The sequence below is a fragment of the Actinomadura verrucosospora genome (assembly GCF_039540335.1).
GTDB classification, from domain to species: domain Bacteria; phylum Actinomycetota; class Actinomycetes; order Streptosporangiales; family Streptosporangiaceae; genus Spirillospora; species Spirillospora verrucosospora.
The window spans coordinates 189,878-208,677 of record NZ_BAABEV010000012.1 but is presented as its reverse complement, the minus strand read 5'-3'; the positions used below and the strand labels follow the sequence as shown (position 1 = coordinate 208,677).

Annotated in this window: 14 protein-coding genes; 6 read left to right on the top strand and 8 right to left on the bottom strand. The window is 73.7% G+C overall.

The window, feature by feature from the left end:
* Positions 1-275 precede the first annotated feature (275 nt).
* The 3 genes from ABD944_RS16465 to ABD944_RS16455 all read right to left on the bottom strand — a co-directional run bounded on the left by ABD944_RS16465 (position 276) and on the right by ABD944_RS16455 (position 3,427).
* A complete protein-coding gene (locus tag ABD944_RS16465) occupies positions 276-2,342 on the bottom strand; it encodes a M6 family metalloprotease domain-containing protein (protein WP_345177221.1) in 2,067 nt (688 codons plus the stop codon).
* 119 nt (positions 2,343-2,461) lie between these two features.
* Positions 2,462-2,944 (bottom strand): ribonuclease E activity regulator RraA, encoded by a 483-nt coding sequence (gene rraA, locus ABD944_RS16460; RefSeq protein ID WP_345177218.1) that lies wholly within the window; start codon positions 2,942-2,944, stop codon positions 2,462-2,464.
* Between the two features lie 27 nt (positions 2,945-2,971).
* On the bottom strand, positions 2,972-3,427 hold the full coding sequence (locus tag ABD944_RS16455; protein ID WP_345177216.1) for an Lrp/AsnC family transcriptional regulator: 456 nt from the start codon (positions 3,425-3,427) through the stop codon (positions 2,972-2,974).
* A 208-nt stretch (positions 3,428-3,635) separates the two neighbouring features.
* Between ABD944_RS16455 and rocD the strand changes: the two genes are divergently transcribed.
* The 4 genes from rocD (at position 3,636) to ABD944_RS16435 (ending at position 8,290) form a co-directional block, all read left to right on the top strand.
* Positions 3,636-4,802: an ornithine--oxo-acid transaminase gene (gene rocD / locus ABD944_RS16450; protein ID WP_345177235.1), complete on the top strand. Its 1,167-nt coding sequence runs from the start codon at positions 3,636-3,638 to the stop codon at positions 4,800-4,802.
* Between the two features lie 177 nt (positions 4,803-4,979).
* Complete coding sequence (locus tag ABD944_RS16445) at positions 4,980-5,948, top strand: LCP family protein (RefSeq protein ID WP_345177213.1); 969 nt, start codon at positions 4,980-4,982, stop codon at positions 5,946-5,948.
* Between the two features lie 99 nt (positions 5,949-6,047).
* On the top strand, positions 6,048-6,677 hold the full coding sequence (locus ABD944_RS16440; RefSeq protein WP_345177211.1) for a PadR family transcriptional regulator: 630 nt from the start codon (positions 6,048-6,050) through the stop codon (positions 6,675-6,677).
* Entirely contained in the window at positions 6,677-8,290 is a 1,614-nt protein-coding gene (locus tag ABD944_RS16435; RefSeq protein ID WP_345177208.1) for a DHA2 family efflux MFS transporter permease subunit, read from the top strand. The genes ABD944_RS16440 and ABD944_RS16435 overlap by 1 nt, the downstream gene beginning before the upstream one ends.
* A 7-nt stretch (positions 8,291-8,297) precedes the next feature.
* On the opposite strand, the gene ABD944_RS16430 is transcribed toward ABD944_RS16435, so the two are convergent.
* The 3 genes from ABD944_RS16430 to ABD944_RS16420 form a co-directional block, all read right to left on the bottom strand.
* A complete protein-coding gene (locus ABD944_RS16430; protein ID WP_345177205.1) occupies positions 8,298-8,861 on the bottom strand; it encodes a DUF6113 family protein in 564 nt (187 codons plus the stop codon).
* A gap of 23 nt (positions 8,862-8,884) precedes the next feature.
* On the bottom strand, positions 8,885-9,784 hold the full coding sequence (gene mshB / locus ABD944_RS16425; protein ID WP_345177203.1) for an N-acetyl-1-D-myo-inositol-2-amino-2-deoxy-alpha-D-glucopyranoside deacetylase: 900 nt from the start codon (positions 9,782-9,784) through the stop codon (positions 8,885-8,887).
* 83 nt (positions 9,785-9,867) lie between these two features.
* Entirely contained in the window at positions 9,868-11,319 is a 1,452-nt protein-coding gene (locus ABD944_RS16420) for a serine/threonine-protein kinase (RefSeq protein ID WP_345177200.1), read from the bottom strand.
* A 172-nt stretch (positions 11,320-11,491) separates the two neighbouring features.
* Here ABD944_RS16420 and ABD944_RS16415 point away from each other — a divergent pair, with 172 nt between their 5' ends.
* Positions 11,492-13,576 (top strand): S9 family peptidase, encoded by a 2,085-nt coding sequence (locus tag ABD944_RS16415; RefSeq protein WP_345177198.1) that lies wholly within the window; start codon positions 11,492-11,494, stop codon positions 13,574-13,576.
* Positions 13,577-13,588: 12 nt separating this feature from the next.
* Here ABD944_RS16415 and ABD944_RS16410 read toward each other — a convergent pair whose 3' ends face one another.
* Both ABD944_RS16410 and ABD944_RS16405 read right to left on the bottom strand, forming a co-directional pair.
* A complete protein-coding gene (locus tag ABD944_RS16410; protein WP_345177195.1) occupies positions 13,589-15,313 on the bottom strand; it encodes an ABC transporter ATP-binding protein in 1,725 nt (574 codons plus the stop codon).
* The gene (locus ABD944_RS16405; protein ID WP_345177192.1) at positions 15,310-17,064 is read right to left on the bottom strand and encodes an ABC transporter ATP-binding protein; all 1,755 of its coding nucleotides are present in this window, start codon (positions 17,062-17,064) and stop codon (positions 15,310-15,312) included. Before ABD944_RS16405 ends, ABD944_RS16410 begins: the two co-directional genes overlap by 4 nt.
* Before the next feature lie 303 nt (positions 17,065-17,367).
* On the opposite strand from ABD944_RS16405, the gene ABD944_RS16400 reads away from it, so the two are divergent.
* On the top strand, positions 17,368-18,600 hold the full coding sequence (locus ABD944_RS16400) for a PP2C family protein-serine/threonine phosphatase (protein ID WP_345177191.1): 1,233 nt from the start codon (positions 17,368-17,370) through the stop codon (positions 18,598-18,600).
* Positions 18,601-18,800 lie beyond the last annotated feature (200 nt).

The following is an 18,800-nucleotide window of genomic DNA, read 5'->3' as shown; positions in this document are numbered from 1 at the left end:
GGGGCGGGCGCCGCGAGGGCGGCGCCCGGGCCGGCGACCGCCAGGACGCCCGCCGCGACGGCCGCGGTTCCCGGCCAGGAGACCGCTGTGACCGTGCGTCTCTTGATCATCACAGTGCGCGACATACCCAGCCGGAAGCTCCGGACGACCCCGACATGACCTAGGGAAAGACAACTTAGGGTTCGCGGCCCATTACTTCGGCGGCGTCAACCCCCGCCTCCCCTGACGTCGCGGACGGGACGGCCCCGAGGGGAGGCCGTCCCGTCCGGTAAGGGTCAGCGCAGGGCGCACGTCCCCGAGTCGGACTTCGACGGGGCGCTCTCCGAGGTCCCCGTCAGGCTGAGCCGCGCGTGGCGGGAGGCGCCCGGCCCGGCCTTCGCCCAGACCTCGACCTTGGCGCGGCCGCCCGCCGGGGCGGTGGCCAGCTCGTTCGGCAGCCACGTGGTCCAGCCGGCGCCGGACACGGACGCCTTGAGGCGGAACACGTCGGAGGCGTGCGGGCCGTCACCGCCCCGGCCCGTGTTGGTGAGCGTCATCGTGCACTTCGTCCAGCCCGCGCCGGTCGGCCGGGCGGGGCCGGAGTCGACCCGCACGCCGCGCCGCTGCGGCCCGGCGCCGTCCAGCGAACTGACCGCGACCGTGTAGGACAGCACGCCCCTGCGGTCCCGCCTGAGGTTCAGGACGTAGAAGTGCAGCCGGTTCGCCTGGTCGACGTACTCGTACTCGCTGCCGGAGTTCGTCCCCGCGTGGTAGAGCGCGTCGGAGAGCTGCCGGTAGTCGCCGATCGTCATCTTCTTCGGGGTGCCGTCGGGCAGGACGAAGTCGACCTTGTCGATGTCCTGCGGGTTGGCGTCCTCGACCCAGATGAACGGGGCGCGGTCCTGGTCCTTGGTCTTGGCCAGCAGGACGCCGGAGTCCGGCGTGAAGGAGTCCGTGCCCATCCGGTCGACGACTTCGAGCGTGTAGTTGTCGTAGCCGCCGCCGTCGCACAGCGGGTCGGCGCCGGTGTCGCACTTCGGGCTCTTGTCGCCGCCCTCACCGAGCTTGACGTTGATGCCGGTCAGGCCGCCCTTGCCCGGCTCGACCGACCGGGCCGTCACGTTGGCGACGACCATGCCCGACGCGGCGAGCCCGTCCCGGCTGAGCTGGAGCACGTCGTCGGCGTCCACCATGCCGAGCTTCAGCTTGTTGCGCAGCATGTGCTGGGCGCCCATGGACCCGCCGCCCGTCGCCGGGATCGTCCACCGGCTGTGCGGGCCGCCGGGCCCGTTGAACGTGCCGCGGCTGAGCATGTCCCACGGGCCGCTGTAGGCGCGGCGCGGCGGGTCGCCGTAGGGGTTGTTGTAGTTGTCGCCGATGCCGAGGATGTGGCTGAACTCGTGGGCGTACACGGACATGCCGGAGCTCTCGGCCTGCGTCGAGGAGACGCCCGGGATGGCGTTCGGCCAGATCGTCGAGCCGGCCTGCCAGGACGTCCAGGGGACGTACCGGGTCTTCACCCAGTTCGTCAGGGCCGGGTCGCCCGGCCCCCACTCGTTCGGCACCCGCTCCTTCGTGCCGAACTTCATCTCGCCGAACTCCTGCCAGGTGGACGACTCGTCCTGCCCGGCGCTCAGGAAGAAGACGAAGTCGAACTTGTTCGCCGCCTCCTCGCCGATGTCGGCGACCCACGCGGCGCGCGCGTCCTTGCGCAGGTCACGGCCGCAGGTGTCGCCGGTCGGGCATCCCGTCCCGCCCTGCATGCCGTCCACGCCGTACTCGTGGTCCTTGGCGGGCATCTGGTAGGCGCCGAACCCGGTCAGGTCGACCCCGAACCGGCCGCCGGAGTCCTCCATCCAGTACTCGTGGAGGGTGTGGCCGTGGTTCAGGTCCTGCGGCTTGTTGAGGAACTCCTGGTAGAACTTCGCCACCTGCGCGCGCGGGACGTCGCCGACCTTGACCGGGTTGCCGAAGACCGACGAGTTCACCGGCTGCGTGACCTCGAACGGCTGGTTCGGGTAGTCGGCGAGGACGATCGCGACGTTGAAGTTCTTCACCGACCCCTTGCGGGCCGGGTCCGCCCACGAGGCGCCCGGGATCGCGGTGTAGTCGTCCCAGGTCATCGTGTCGGGAAGCTCGTAGTTCTGGGGGTCGATCGGGCGCGGGGCGCCCGCCGCGAACGCGCGGGCGGACGGCTGCGCCCGCTGCCACGGCTGCGTCTGCGGCCAGTGCCGCATCTGCCACGGGTTGGCGGTCGGTTTCGGCACCCGGGGCCCCGGCTGCGCGGCGGCCGGGACGGCCGCGAGTCCCACGACCAGCCCCATCACCGCCGCGGGCACCAGCAGAATCTTCTTGGCGCGCATGTCTCCCCTACCTCGGCTGGGTTGCGGGGAGACCGTAAGGACGCGCGGTTCCGCCCGGCTACGGCCGACATATACGATCTTGCGCCGACCACCCTGGCATTTCGCGCCATGCGCCCAGGTCAGAGCGGGAGTTCGCGCTCCGCGACGACGATGCCGTCCTCGTCGCTGTAGAGCCAGTCGCCCGGCCGGAACTCCACGCCGCCGAACGCCACCGGGACGCCGGTCTCGCCCGCGCCGTCCTTGGCGCTCTTGCGCGGGTTGGAGCCGAGCGCCTTCACGCCGAGGTCCAGCCCGCGCAGCGCCGCCACGTCCCGGACCGCGCCGTTGATCACGACCCCGGCCCAGCCGCCCGCCACCGCCGAGGCGGCGATCATGTCGCCCATCAGCGCGGACGCCAGCGACCCGGCGCCGTCCACGACCAGCACCCGGCCCTCCCCCGGGGTGCCCAGCAGCCGCTTCACCAGGCCGTTGTCGCGATGGCAGCGCACGGTGGCGACCGGGCCGGCGAAGGCCGTCCGCGCGCCGTACTGCCGGAACTGCGTCTCGCAGCTGCGCAGCTCGTCCCCGAAGTCGTCGATGAGGTCAGCGGTCGCGAAGTCCATGGCGGCAGCCTACTGGTCGGTAATACCTCAGCCGGAGGGCGCGTCGGTCGGGCGGCCGATGAGCCGCGACAGCACGATCGCCGTCTTGGTCGCGGTGATGTTGTCCTCGCGGCGCAGCCGTTCGAGGGCCTGCTCCAGATGCTGGATGTCGCGGGCCCGCACGTGCACGAGCGCGCTGGCGTCCCCGCTGATCGTGTACGCCGCGACGACCTCGGGGTGGCCGCGGACGCTGGAGTAGATCTCCTCGGGGGACGTCGCCCCGGTGCAGAAGATCTCGATGAACGCCTCGGTCGTCCAGCCGAGCGCGGCCGGGTCGACCACGGCCGCGAAGCCGTTGATCACGCCGTCCGCGCGGAGCCGGTCCACGCGCCGCTTCACCGCGGGGGCCGACAGGCCCACCTTGTCGCCGATCTGCGCGTACGAGGCGCGCCCGTCCTCCAGCAACCGCGCAACGATCCGCCGGTCGAGCTCGTCAAGACGCAACAAATAACACCCCCCGAGTCGGCTTTCGTCATTGGTCGGCAGTCAATTCCGAACATACGCTGGGTACGGACCGGCGGCCACCTGATCCGCCGGACCCCCTCCCCCTCGGCACCGGGTCCCGCGCCCGGTGTCCCCGCCATGCCCCGGCACGACCGGCCGGGCCGAGCCGCGAAGGAGCGTCGTGACGCCGACCGACCAGCTGCGAGCGATGTCCGAGGACCACAGCGCGCACAACTACCACCCCCTCCCCATCGTGGTCTCCGAGGCCGACGGCGTCTGGCTGACCGACGCGGAGGGCCGCCGCTACCTGGACATGCTGGCCGCCTACTCCGCGGTCAACTTCGGGCACCGCAACCCGCGGCTGACCGAGGCCGCGCGGCGGCAGCTCGACCGCGTCACGCTGGTGAGCCGCGCCTTCGACCACGACCAGTTCGGCCCGTTCGTCACCGAGCTCGCCGAGCTGTGCGGCAAGGACATGGTGCTGCCGATGAACAGCGGCGCCGAGGCCGTCGAGACCGCCCTGAAGACCGCCCGCAAGTGGGGCTACGAGGTCAAGGGCGTGCCCGCCGGCGAGGCGAACATCATCGCGTTCGAGGGCAACTTCCACGGCCGCACGACCACCATCATCAGCTTCTCCACCGACCCCGACGCCCACGACTCCTACGGCCCCTACACGCCGGGCTTCCGGACCGTCCCGTACGGGGACGTCGAGGCGCTCCGGGCCGCGATGGACGACAACACGGTCGGCGTGCTGGTCGAGCCGATCCAGGGCGAGGCGGGCGTGAACGTCCCGCCGAGCGGGTTCCTGCGCGCCGTGCGCGAGCTGTGCACGGCGGGCCGCGCGCTGATGATCGCCGACGAGATCCAGTCGGGTCTCGGCCGCACCGGCGCCACGTTCGCGGTCGAGCACGAGGGCGTCGTGCCCGACGTCTACATCCTCGGCAAGGCCCTCGGCGGCGGCATCATGCCGGTGTCCGCGGTCGTCGCCGACCGGGACGTCCTCGGCGTGTTCAAGCCGGGCCAGCACGGCTCGACGTTCGGCGGCAACCCGCTGGCCTGCGCCATCGGGCGCGAGGTCATCGCGATCCTGAAGACCGGCGAGTACCAGGAGCGCTCCCGGACGCTCGGCGCGCACCTGCACGACCGGCTCGGGCGGCTGCCCGGCGACCTCGTCCGCGAGGTGCGCGGGCGCGGCCTGTGGGCGGGCGTGGAGCTGCACGGCAGGGCCCGTCCGGTCAGCGAGCGGCTGATGGACCTCGGCGTGCTCGCCAAGGAGACCCACGAGACCACGCTGCGCCTCGCCCCACCGCTGGTCATCGAGCGCGACGAGCTCGACTGGGCGCTCGACCAGCTGGAGATCGCCCTCAAGGGCTGACGCTCCGGCCCGGTCGAAGGACCTGGAACGCCGCCGGTCAACGGCGCCCGGCGGCGTTCCATTCCACCCGTTCCCGGCCCCCGTTTCCGTCATCGCAAACCCCGGTCTCCGCCAAGGGTCGGCCAGCGCCCGCCCGGCGCGGCCGCCTCCCCCGCGCCCCGCCGCGAGGGTGAGGGGATGCTGCGGAACAGGAGTCGGCGCCGGGTGATCATCGGGTGCGCGGGGCTGGCGACGGGCCTCGTGCTGCTGCTCGCGGGCGGCCTGTACCTCCTGCAACGCTTCTACGACGGCGAGGTCAGGCGGGTCTCGGGCGCGCTGCCGACCGCCGGCGGGCGCCCGGCCTCCAGCGGGCGCGGCGAGAACTGGCTGCTGATCGGGTCCGACCGGCGCGCCGACATGCCCTCGATGGGCGCCCGCGCCGACACGATCATGCTCGTGCACCTGTCCGGGCACGGCGACCGGGTGTCGGTGATCGCCCTCCCCCGGGACGCCTGGGTCCCCGTCCCCGGGCACGGCTTCACCAAGATCAACGCGGCGTTCGCCTACGGCGGGCCGTCGCTGCTGATCCGGACGGTGGAGCAGCTCACCCGCGTCCGCGTCGACCACTACGCCGCGCTCGACTTCGGCGGGTTCGTGAAGATGACCGACGCCCTCGGCGGCGTGGACGTCACCGTCACCAAGACGACCCACGACCCCATGCACGACCGGACCTGGCAGGCCGGACGGCACCATCTGGACGGCGTCGAGGCGCTCGACTTCGTCCGGCAGCGCTGGAACCTGCCGGGCGGCGACCTCGACCGGATCAAGCGCCAGCAGGCGTTCCTGCACGCGCTCGCCGCCAAGGCGCTGGACACCCGCAACCCCATCAAGATCGACCGGTTCGTGCGGGCCGCGACCCGCTCGGCGACCGTGGACGACTCGGTCACCTCGGGCACCATGCGCGGTCTGGCGCACCGGCTGCTGCGGACCTCGCTGATGGAGTACCTGACGGCCCCGGTCGACCGGCCGGCCGAGCGCGACGGGCAGAGTGTCGTACTGCTGGAGGACGATGGGGTCGGAGAGCTGTTCACCGCCGTCCGGGAGGACCGGGTCGGCGACTACGTCGCCCGCAACGGCGCCGCCAACACCGTGGACTCCGTGCGCTGACCTGCCCGAATATGCCCGTTTTTCTGGGAAGATGACGGGAGCGGTCCGAGTGGATTAGTCTATGTGGACTAATCGAGTTCGACCATAAGGGCCGCAGCCATGTCCAGACCCCTCACGCCGCTGGCGCTGACCGTGCTGCGCATGCTGTGCGACGGACCCATGCACCCGTACGAGATGCAGCAGCGCATCCGCGACCACGCCTACGACCAGGCCGTCAAGATCACGCACGGGTCGCTCTACCACTCGGTGGAGCGGCTCGCCGCGGGCGGGCTGATCGAGCCGCTGGAGACGAGCCGGGAGGGCCGCCGGCCCGAACGCACCGTCTACGCGGTGACCAGCGCCGGACGCGACGCGGCGCAGTTCCGGCTCGCCGAACTGCTCGTCCGGCCCGCCGAGGAGTTCCCGCTGTTCGGCACCGCGCTGGCGTTCATCAACCTGCTGCCGGAAGGCGAGGTCGCACGGCTCCTGCGCAACCGGAGCGTCTCCCTGGAGGCGGCGCTCGCGGCGCACCAGACCGCGCACGACTCGCTCCGCAAGCAGGGCATCGAGCGCTACAAGCTGATCGACCAGGAATGGCTGATCGCGCGCCTGCGGTCGGAGCTGGACTTCGTGCGGGGGCTCGTCGCGGACCTGGAGTCCGGCCGGCTCACCTTCGACGACACCGAGCCGCGGGCGATCTGCCACCCGCGGCCCCGACCACGACGGAACGACGACGAGATGGGGGCCTGATGAAGAGATGGAGCGGCAATCCCTGGGCGATCCTGCTGACGCTCTCCCTCGGATTCTTCATGACACTGCTCGACCTGACGATCGTGAACATCGCGATCCCGAGCATGATCGACAAGCTTGACGCCTCGCTGGACGAGGTGCTGTGGGTCGGCAACGCCTACATCCTGGTGCTGGCGGTGCTGCTCATCACCGCCGGCCGCCTCGGCGACCTGTGGGGCAAGAAGAACCTGTTCATCGCCGGTGTCGCGGTGTTCACGCTGTCCAGCCTGGTGTGCGGGATCTCCCAGGACCCGGCGCAGCTCATCGCGGCCCGCGCCGTGCAGGGCCTCGGCGCCGCGCTCCTGATGCCGCAGACCATGTCCATCATCATCAGCGTGTTCCCCCCGGAGCGGCGCGGCGCCGCGCTCGGCGTCTGGGGCGCGGTGGCGGGCGTGTCCACCATCGCCGGGCCCACGGTCGGCGGGCTGCTGGTCACCAGCCTCGACTGGCGGTGGATCTTCTTCGTGAACCTGCCGATCGGCATCCTCGTGCTGGCCATGGCCGTGCCGATCCTGCCCGGCCACACCCGCACCGTCCGGCACCGGTTCGACGTCGCGGGCGTGCTGCTGGCGTCCGCCGCGCTGTTCTGCCTCACGTTCGCGCTGACCGAGGGCCAGAAGTACGAGTGGAACGAGGGCATCTGGGGCCTGATCGCCGCCGGTCTCGCGCTGTTCGTGATCTTCGTGGTCTACCAGCGAGGACGCCAGGACCGCGAGCCGCTCGTGCCGTTCTCGCTGTTCAAGGACCGCAACTTCACGATCCTCAACCTCGTCGGCGCGGCCGTCTCGGTCGGCATGATCGGCCTGTTCCTGCCGATGACGATCTACCTGCAGTCGGTGCTCGGCTTCAGCGCCCTCAAGGCGGGCCTCGTCATGGCGCCGTCGTCGGTGGTGTCGATGCTCCTCGCCCCGGTCGCGGGCCGGATGTCCGACCGCATCGGCGGCAAGTTCATCCTGATGGCCGGCCTGACCCTGTACGCCGTCGGCATGGCGTGGATGGTGATCATCGCGCAGGTCGGGACGGACTGGACCGCGTTCATCGCCCCGCTCGTGGTGTCCGGGTTCGGCATCGGCGGCGTGTTCGCGCCGATGGCCACCGAGGCGACCCGGAACGTCCCGCCGCGCCTCGCGGGCGCCGCGTCCGGCGTCAACAACACGATCCGGCAGGTCGGCTCGGTGCTCGGCAGCGCGGCGGTCGGCGCCGTCCTGCAGAACCAGCTGGCGTCGTCGCTGCGCGACGAGGCGGCGACCCGGTCGGCGGCCCTCCCGCCCGACGTGCGCGGCGGCTTCGTGCAGAGCTTCGCGGACGCCGCCAAGGGCGGCCTGGAGGTCGGCGCGGGGCAGAGCGGGGCCCGGCAGCAGCTGCCGCCCGGCGTCTCGCCGAGCGTCGCGCACCGCGTCCAGGAGCTGGCCGGCCAGGTGTTCTCGCACGGTTTCGTCCACGCGATGAAGCCCACGATGTGGCTGCCCATCGGCGTCGTCCTGCTCAGCGCCGCCGCGTGCCTCACCCTCAAGGGCCACAAGGCCGGCGCGCCCGTCCACAAGGACTCCGAGCCCGCCCCCGTGGCGAGCTGAGGACCCGCTACCCCCGGGAACGGCCCGCCTTGCCGAGCATCCATTCGCCCGGCGGGCGGGCCGGCGGAACCAGCATGATGCCGACCACGGCGGCGACCATGCCGCCGATGACGAACAGGTACCCGGGCAGCGTCGCCGAGACGACGAGATCGCCCTCGGGGCGGCGCATCTGCAGGACGAACACCACGACGCCCCACACCAGCGCCGGGACGAACGCGCCGAGCCGCCCGCCCATCGCCTTCCCCGACGCCCACGTCATCACGAAGACCAGCGCGACCAGGACGAGCGCCGTGAGCGGGACGGGGCCGACGGACCAGTCCTGCGCGAACGAGCCCACGACGCCGAACACGCCGCCGAGGACGCCGAGCGCGGCGTAGGCGGCGCCGGACACGAACGCGTCGCCGGGGCGCTCCCCGTCCGCGGGAGCGGCGGACGCCCCGCCGCCCTCCGCGGCCGCGCCCGCGCCGGCGGGCTCGACCGCGGCGGCATCGGCCTCGGCGTCGTGCGCGCCGGCGTCCGCCGGGCGGCCGTCCTTGGCGAGCCGCACCCGGGCCCGGTCGTCCTTGTCCACGGACGCCAGCGTACCGGGGCCCGTCAGTCCCCCGCGCTCGCCAGACCGGCGAACAGGTCGCGCTCGCGGCGGCCCGGGCCGACCGGGCCGAGCTCGCCCGCCTGGAGGATGAAGTACTCGGTGCCGAACGCCTGCTGCCCCAGGTTGTTCGACAGCGCGAAGAACGGCCCGACCTGCTCGGGCGCGACCGTGACCTGGGTGTGGTGGGCACGCAGCGCGGCCAGCTTGGCGGGCAGGTGGGCGCGGGCGTCCACGACCGTGGTGACCTCCCCGTCCGGGACGCCGGAACCGAGCTCCTCCAGCCCCGCGACGCGCGCGAACGGCAGCCGGGCCTCGCGCATCACCGCGATCGCGCGGGCGAGGACGGTGCGCGGCGCGGCGTAGGCGTAGACCTTGGCCGCCCGCCACGGCTCGGCGCCGTCCTCGTGGGAGGGGTCGGCGGCCAGCTCGAACGCCCGCCACGTGACGCGGTGCGCCTGGATGTGGTCGGGGTGGCCGTAGTTGCCGCGCTCGTCATAGGTGACGATCACCTGCGGGCGGACCTCCCGGATGACGGTCACGAGGTCGCGTGCGGCGGTCGTGACGTCCGCCTGCCAGAAGCAGCGCGGGTCGTCGTTCGTGGGGGCGCCCATCATGCCGGAGTCGCGCCAGCGACCGGGACCGCCGAGGAAGCGGTGGTCGCGGACGCCGAGCGCCTCGCAGGCCGCGGCGAGCTCGCCGATCCGGTACTCGCCGAGGGCGTCCTCCTTGTCGGAGGCCAGGTGGCGCAGATCCTCGGGGATGACCTCGCCCTCCTCGCCCAGCGTGCAGGTGACGAGGCAGACGTGGGCGCCCTCGGCGGCGTATTTGGCCATGCTGGCCCCGGTCCCGATGGACTCGTCGTCCGGATGGGCGTGGACGAACAGGATCCGCGGCTCCTTCATAGTCCACGAGCCTACTCAGGGCCCGGCATCGCGGCGATGACCGCCCTGCCCCGCGCATCCCGGAGGACCTCCCCGGGCCCCCGTCAGCCGCCGCCGGTGCCGGTGCCGCCGGCGCCCGTTCCCGTGCCACCGTCGCCCCCGCCGGTGCCGGGGCCGCCGGTGCCGCCGGTCCCGCCCGTGCCGCCTCCGGGACTGGTGGGCGTGCTCGGCGGCGTGTCGGTGGTCGGCGGGTCGGTCGGGGCCTCGGTGGTCGGCTGCTCCTGCGTCGGCTCGGACGTCCGCGGCGGCGGCGTGTTCTGGCGCGTCCGGGTGCGGGTCGGCGTGGGCTCCTCGGGCTGCTCGGTCGTCGGCTCCTCCGAGACCGGCCCGGAGTCGGTGACCGTCGGGGTGGGCGGGGTCTCCTTGGAGTCGCTACCGCTCCGGGCCGCCATGAACAGGCCCACGACCAGCGCCAGCACCGCGATCGCGGCGATGGCGCCGAAGATCGGCGCCTTGGACTTGCGCTCGGGCTCCCAGTCGTCGTACCGGGGACGGCCGCCGCCCGTCGGGGGCCCGGCCGGGGGCAGGGTCCCGGTGTAGTCGCGGGGCGCGACGGGGGCCGCTCCGCGGCCCGGCTGGGTCGCGCCCGCCATCATCCCGGCGCCGGCGAGGCCGCCCGCGGCGAGCGTCGACCCCTCCGCCAGCATCGTGGTGGCCTGGGCCGGGTCGTCCATGCGGGTCTGCCCGGCGCCGCCCGGGCCGCTGCCGATCAGCGCCATCATGATCTGCTGCGCGGTCGGCCGCCGCTCCGGCTCCTTGACCAGGCAGGCCGCGATCAGCCGGTGCAGGTCGGCGGGCACGCCGTCCAGCGACGGCGGCTCGTTCATCACCCGGTTGATCACCGCGACGACGGTGTCGTCGCCGAACGGCGGGCGCCCGGTCGCGGCGAACACCATCGTGGTGGCCCAGGCCCACACGTCCACGGCCTCGGTGAGGGTGGCGCCCGCCACCTGCTCGGGCGCCATGTAGGACGGGGTGCCGATCGCCTTGGTCGCGTTGGTCTGCCCGGTGTCCAGGGCCCGCGCGATACCGAAGTCGATCACCCGGGGGCCGTCCGGGGCCATGATCACGTTGTGCGGCTTGAAGTCGCGGTGCACGATGCCGGCCTGGTGGATCGCGACGAGCGCGGTCGCGGTGCCGATCGCGAGCCGGTCCAGCGGCGCGCCGCTGATCGGGCCGGTCTCGGTGACCTGCTTGTACAGCGACGGCCCCGGCACGTACTCGCTGGCGATGTAAGGCTGGTCGCCCGCGACGTCGGCCTCCAGGACCTGCGCGGTGCAGAACCGCGCGACCTGCTTGGCCGCCTGCGCCTCCCGGACGAACCGGTTGCGCGCCATCGTGTCGCCGGCCAGGTCGGCGCGCAGGAGCTTGATCGCGGCACGGTTCCCGGAGGCGTCGACGCCGCCGTAGACGACGCCCTGGCCGCCCTCGCCGAGCCGGTCGACGATCTCGTAGGAACCGAGCCGCCGGGGGTCACCCGGCTGCAGCTCAGGCATTGACATACTCCTCAGCCCGCGACGACAGAAGTGCTTGGGGAAGCTTTGAGCTTACGCGAGCGCGGACACGGGCACGGGACATTCCCGTCCACCACGCGACGACCCGTGATCATAGAGGGCAGGAGGCCACCGTGCGCCGCAGTTCCGGACCGTCCTGGCAGACTCGGCTGCCATGAGCATCAGCTATCCGCGGCAGAGCGCCCGCACGCGACGGTTCAGCCTCGGCGTCCCGCGCGCCTTCCAGATCGCGCCGGACGGGTCGCGCGTCGCCTTCCTGCGCACCCGCGCCGGCGACGATCCGGTGACCTGCCTGTGGACGCTGGACACCGCCACCGGCGAGGAGGAGTGCGTCGCCGACCCGGCCGCGCTGGACGTCCCCGGCGAGGAGGACCTGCCCGCCGAGGAGCGGGCCCGGCGCGAGCGCGCCCGCGAGCAGGCGGGCGGCATCGTCGGGTACGCGACCGACCGCGCCATGGGGCAGGCCGTGTTCACCCTGGGCGGGCGCCTGTACGCCGTCGACCTCGACACCGCCCTCGTGCGGGAGCTGCCCGCCCGGCCGCCCGTCTTCGACCCGCGCCCCGACCCCGCGGGCCGCCGCATCGCCTACGTGTCCGGCCGCACGCTGCGGGTCGTGGAGATGGGCGGCGCGGACGACCGCGCGCTCGTCGAGCCCGAGTCCGACCAGGTCTCCTACGGCCTCGCCGAGTTCGTCGCCGCGGAGGAGATGGGCCGGATGCGCGGCCACTGGTGGTCGCCCGACGGCGGGACCCTGCTGGTCGCGCGGGTGGACGAGACGCCCGTGCAGCGCTGGCACATCGCCGACCCGGCCAACCCGGACCGGCAGCCGTCCGAGATCGCCTACCCGGCGGCCGGCACCCCGAACGCCCTGGTGTCCCTGGTGCTGCTGAAGGTGGACGGCGGGCGCACGGCGGTGGCCTGGGACCGCGGCATGTTCCCCTACCTCGTGACCGCCGTCTGGGACCGGCACGGCCTCCTGATCGTCGTGCAGCCCCGCGACCAGCGCTCCCAGCGGGTGCTGCGGGTCGACCCGACCAACGGCGAGACCGCGCTGCTGCACACCGAGCACGACCCCGTCTGGACGGAGGTCATCCCCGGCCTGCCCGTCCGCACGCACGGCGGCGACCTCGTCTGGGCCACCGAGGACGCCGCGACCGACACCCGCCGCCTCACGGTCGCGGGCGAGCCGGTCACGCCCGCCGGCCTCCAGCTGCGCTCCGTGCTCGGCGTGGACGGCGAGTCGGTCCTCTTCACCGCCTGGGAGGAGCCCACCGAGGTCCACCTCTACTCCTACGAGAACGGCGAGGTGACCCGCCTCAGCGAGGGGCGGGGCGTCTTCGGCGGCGCCCGGTCCGGGGGCGTCACCGTGGTCTCGGGCGCGCGGCTGGACCGCCTCGGCTCCCAGGCCGAGGTGCGCACGCCGAACGCGGTCCACCCAGTCGCCTCGTTCGCCGAGACCCCGGTGATCACGCCGCGGGTGGAGCTGCTGCGCGCCGGCGACCGCGAGCTGCGCACCGCCGTCGTGCTGCCCACCGGCTGGGAGCGCGGGGACGGCCGCCTGCCCGTCCTGATGGACCCCTACGGCGGGCCACACGCGCAGCGCGTCCTCGCCGTCCAGCGCTCGTACTGCGAGGCGCAGTGGCTCGCCGACCAGGGCTTCGCCGTCGTGATCGCGGACGGGCGCGGCACCCCCGGGCGCGGCCCGGCCTGGGAGCGCGCCGTGCGCGGCGACTTCGTCGGCCCCGTCCTGGACGACCAGATCAGCGCGCTGATCGAGGCGGCCCGCAAGCACCCCGCCGCCCTCGACCTCGACCGCGTCGGCATCCGTGGCTGGTCCTTCGGCGGCTGGCTCGCGGCCCTCGCCGTCATGCACCGCCCGGACGTCTTCCACGCGGGCGTCGCCGGCGCCCCGGTCACCGACTGGCGCCTGTACGACACCCACTACACCGAGCGGTACCTGGGCCACCCCGACGAGGAGCCGGAGAACTACGACGACAACTCCCTGCTCGCCAGGGCCGCCGACCTGAAGCGGCCACTGATGATCATCCACGGTCTGGCGGACGACAACGTGGTGGCCGCGCACACCCTGCGCCTGTCCTCGGCCCTCCTGGCCGCCGGCCGCCCGCACACCGTCCTCCCCCTGTCGGGGGTCACCCACATGACCCCGCAGGAAGTGGTCGCCGAGAACCTCCTCCACATCCAGGTCCACTTCCTGAAAGAGGCGCTCGCGAGCCAGTAGCCGCCGAAGGACTCAGCTCCTCCAGGAGGCCCAGAGGGCTGCGTAGGAGCCCCGGGCCTCCAGGAGTTCCTCGTGGGTGCCCAGTTCGGTGATGCGGCCGTCCTCCACCACGGCCACGCGGTCGGCGTCGTGGGCGGTGTGGAGGCGGTGGGCGATGGCGACGACGGTCCGGCCGTCCAGGACGGCGGCGAGCGAGCGTTCCAGGCGGCGGGCCGCGCGCGGGTCGAGCAGGGACGTCGCCTCATCCAGGACGAGCGTGTGCGGGTCGGCGAGGACGAGCCGGGCCAGCGCGAGCTGCTGGGCCTGCGCGGGCGACAGGGGCTCGCCGCCCGAGCCGACGACGGCGTCGAGGCCGGGGCCGTCCCAGTCGACGGCGGCCAGGGCCTGGCGGACGTCGTCGTCGGAGGCGCCCTCGCGGGCCATCACGAGGTTCTCGCGGAGGGTGCCGCGGAACACGTGGTGCTCCTGGGTGACCAGCGCGACGTGGCCGCGCAGGTCGTCCAGGGGCAGCTCGACCAGCGGGACGCCGCCGCCCGCGCCCACGGTGACCGCGCCCGCGCGCGGCCCGTCGACGCCGGCGAGGAGGCGGCCGAGCGTCGACTTGCCCGCGCCGCTGGGCCCCACCATCGCCAGGCGCTCGCCCGGTCTCAGGTCGAGGTCCACGCCGTGCAGGACGTCGTGGCCGCGACGGTAGGAGTAGTGGACGCCGCGCGCCGCGATCCGCTCCCCGGCGGGGCGGTCCCCGTTCGGCGATCGGTCGGGCGGGACCTCGCCGACGCCGAGCAGCCGGGCCAGGGACGCGCCGCCGAGCTGGAGTTCGTCCAGCCACTGCATGAGCGTGTCGACCGGTTCGATGAGCTGCTGGGCGTACAGCGTCGCGGCGGTCACCTGCGCGAGCGTGGCCATGCCGTTGATGTAGAGCAGGCCGCCGACGAGCAGCGTCGACACCACGGGGAGGACGAAGCTCATCTCCATCACCGGGAACAGCACCGTGCGCAGCCGCAGCGTGTACCGCTCGACCTCGTAGGACGCCGCGATGTCGGCGTCGCCGCGCTCGTGCCGCCGCTCGGCGAGCCCGAGGGCCTCCACGGTCCGGGCGCCCTGGACGGTCTCGGTCAGCCCGTCGGCGATGCCCGCCCATGCCGCGTTCTCGCGCAGGTAGCCCTTGTGGGCGCGGGGCAGGTACCAGCGCATCACCGCCACCAGCAACGGCACCGCGACCAGGGCGGGCAGCGCGACGAGCGGCCCGTTGACCATCAGCGCGGCGACGGTGAACCCGCCCACGACGATGGCGACGAGGGTCTCCGGCATCGCGTACCGGACGGAGGTGCTCAGCGTGTCCACGTCGCGGGAGGCGCGGGTGACCAGGTCCCCGGTGCCGGCGCGCTCGACCGTCGACAGCGGCAGGGCCATGACGCGGTCGACGAACTCCTCGCGCAGCTCGGCCAGCACCCGCTCGCCCAGCCTCGCCGACGCCAGGTAGGCGTACCGGATCAGAACGCCCTGGGCGACCACGAACCCGGCGATGGCCAGGCCGGTGGTGTCGATGTCGGCGCGGCCGTCGCGGACGCCCTCCACCAGGGAGCCGAGCAGGCGCGGCGTGACGAGCCCGGTGACGGCCGCCAGCGCGTGCAGGGCCAGCACCAGGGCGAGGTCGCGCGGGTGCCGGAGGACGAGCCGCCGCGCGTAGGCCCGCACCTGCGCGGGCGTCGCGACGGGCAGTATCCGGGCGCTCATGTGCCCGCCCTTTCCGTGGTCTCGCCGCGGGTGACGGTCGCCGCGTAGCGCGGCTCGGAGTCCAGCAGCTCCCGGTGCGTGCCCTCCGCGACGACCAGGCCGTCGCGGACGAAGGCGACATGGTCGGCGCGGTCCAGCATCAGCGGGCTCGTCGTGCACACCACGGTGGTGCGGCCCGCGCGCGCCTCGCCGAGCCTGGCGGCGATGCGCGCCTCGGTGTGCGCGTCCACCGCGCTGGTCGGCTCCACGAGGACGAGCACGTCGGGGTCGGCGGCGAGCGCTCTGGCCAGGCGGAGGCGCTGCTGCTGGCCTCCGGAGAACTCCCGTCCGGCCTCCGCCACGTGCGCGTCGAGCCCGATCGGGTCGACGACGTCCTCGGCGCAGGCCGCGCGGATCGCCGCCCGGAGCGCGGGCTCGCCGGCGTCCGGTGCGAGCGACTCGGCCAGCGGGCCGGAGAACAGCCGGTCCTCGTTGACCGCGACCAGGATCCGCTCGCGGACGTCCGCGACCGCGCGCAGCGGGACGCCGCCGAAGTCGACCTCGCCGTCGGCGTACCGGCCGAGGCGGTCGGCGACGGCCTGCGCGTCGCGCGGGTCGGCCGCGGCGACCGCGGTGATCCGGCCCGGCCGCACGACCAGCCCCGAGGCGATGTCGACGAGCTCGGCGTCCGCCGCCGGACGGGCCGTCCCGGCGGCGGGCAGCTCGGGGTCGAGCCGCAGCAGCGCGGTGACCCGGCCCGCCGCCACCAGCCCCTTGGTGATCTTGCTGGCGGCCTCGCCGAGCGTCTTCAGCGGGACGATCAGGAACACCGCGTACCCGTAGAACGCGACCAGCTCGCCGACGCCGATCTCCCCCCGCGCGGCGAACCGGGCGCCGGCCCAGGTGACCAGCGCGATCAGCAGGCCGGGCAGCAGCACCTCGGCGCCGCTCATCCGCGTCTCGGCCCGCGCGACCGCCACCCCCGCCTCCCGCACCCGCTGGGACTCGGCGCGGTAGCGGCCGGAGAACAGGGCCTCGCCGCCGATCCCGCGCAGCACCCGCAGGCCCGCGACGAGGTCGGTGGCGTGCGTGGTCAGCTCGCCGACCAGCTCGCGGTGCGCCTGCTCCCGTTCGCGGTAGGGCCGCAGCAGCGGGGCCGCCGCCACCAGGATCAGGGGGACGCCGACCAGCACGATCAGACCGAGCGGCGGCGACGTGGACAGCAGGATGCCGGCCACGACGACGATCGACACCACGGCGCCCGACCCGCGCGCCGCGATGTCGATGGTGTCGCCGATGTGCGAGACGTCGGAGAGCCCGACGCTCACCACCTCGCCGGCGCTCAGCCGCTTCGGCAGCGTCGAGCCGAGGCGGGTGGCCTGCCGGGTGACGAGCTGGACGGTCCGGTACGCGGCGGACAGCCAGTTGAACACGGCGCACCGGTGCCGGAGCACGCCCGTCACGGCCTGCACGGCGCCGAGGCCGAGCAGGACGGCGGCCCACGTCAGAAGGGCGCCCTCGTCCCGCGCCGCGACGCCGTCGCCGATGGCGCGGCCGAGCGCGGCGGGCATCAGGGCCTGGCTCAGCATCCAGGCCACGCCGAAGAGGGCGCCCGCGGTCACGCTGCGCCACTGGGCGCGCAGCAGCGACAGCAGGTAGCGCGCGGGGGATCCTCGATCGGCGCGGGAGGCGCTCCAAGGGTCGGGGGACGTCGTCCGCCCTCGCACAACGTGGTCGGGGCCGCCAGGATCTTTCACCGGCAACGGCTTCACCCGACGAAGGTTATGCAGGGGAACTCCCGGCACACGACTGGTTTTTCAGCAGCGCAAACGGGTTTCGGTCCGTCCGGAAGCACCGACAAAGGCGGGCTCAGGGGGTGCGCCCGGCCGCGTGGACACGCTAAGGTCGTCACCGTACGGAGCGATGCTTCCTCCGCTCCATGAGCCGGGACCCTTGGCGGCTAGGCCCACGCCGCTGCCCCGGCGCGGCCCGTGCCGCTCCCCGTTTCCGCGGGGACGAGCGGGACGACGCGGTCGTTGCCAGTGCCGTCGCCAGCCCGACTTTCCGGAAGCCCTGTGAGCACCATCAGTCACCAGACGCATCCCCTCACGCCAGGTACCGAGGACAGGATCGAGCTGCTCCTCATCGACGACGACCCCACCGACGTGCTCATGGTGGAGAAGATGCTCGCCGACAGCGGCCTGGACGCGGGGATCACCGTCGCCTGCGACCTGGACGCCGCCCGGCGCATGCTGACGCGGCGCGTCCAGTGCATCATCGTCGACCTGTCCACGCCCGGCATCGACCGGCTGGAGGGGCTGCGGCGGGTGCTCGCGCTGTCCGGCCCGGCCGCCGTCGTCGTGCTGACCGGCCTGGACGACGGCCGCCTCGGCGTCCAGGCGGTCGCCGCGGGCGCCGAGGACTACCTGGTCAAGCAGGAGATCGACGGGCCGCTGCTGGCCCGCGCGATCCGCTACGCGATAGAGCGCAAGCGCTCGGAGGAGACCGAGCGGCGGCTCGTGGAGGCCCGCATCCTCGGCCGCGAGAACGCCCGGCTGGAGCGCGGCCTGCTGCCGGTCCCGCTGATCGAGGACCCGACGCTGCGGCACCACACCCGCTACCGGCCCGGCCGGCGGCGGGCGCTGCTCGGCGGCGACTTCTACGACACCGTGCAGACCGAGGGCGGCGCCGTCCACCTGGTGATCGGGGACGTCTGCGGGCACGGCCCTGACGAGGCGGCCCTCGGCGTCCAGCTCCGCATGGCGTGGCGGACGCTCGTCCTCGCCGGGCACACCGGCGAGCAGCTGCTCGGCACCCTCGACACCGTCCTCGGGCACGAGCGGCGCAGCGAGGAGATCTTCACCACCCTCTGCATGGTCACGATCGCGCCGTCCCGGCGGACCGCGCGGATGCACCTCGCCGGCCACCCCGCGCCGCTGCTGTTCCGCGGGGCGCCGGGCGAGGGCGGCGAGGTCGCGGCGCTCCCCGACTACGCCCACGGCCCGGCGCTCGGCCTGGTGCCCGGCGCCGAGTGGCCGACCACCGAGATCGACCTCGGCGAGTCGTGGGGCCTGATGCTCTACACCGACGGCCTGATCGAGGGGCGGGTCGGCGAGGGCTCGGACCGGCTCGGCACCGAGGGCCTGGTCGGCCTGGCCCGCACCGCGCGCACCCGCGGCGCGGCCGGACGGTCGCTGATCGACGCCCTGGTGGCCGAGGTGGAGCGCCTCAACGGCGACGCCCTGACCGACGACCTCGCCGTCCTGCTGCTGTCGCGGCAGGGCGAATCGGAGCGCCCAGGGCGCTGACCACAAGCCCCTGACCTCCGTCAATGTCTTCTGGGTCACTCACCGGCAGAGTTCCCGCACCGCCTGTGAAGTCCCTCACCCGCACCCGGGTCACGGAACGGCCACAAGGCGCGTGCGGCGTGTGTTCATAGCCTGCGGCTATCGCCACCAGTGCGCTCATGACTTGGAACGAATCGCCGAGCCGGACATAACGTGCAGGT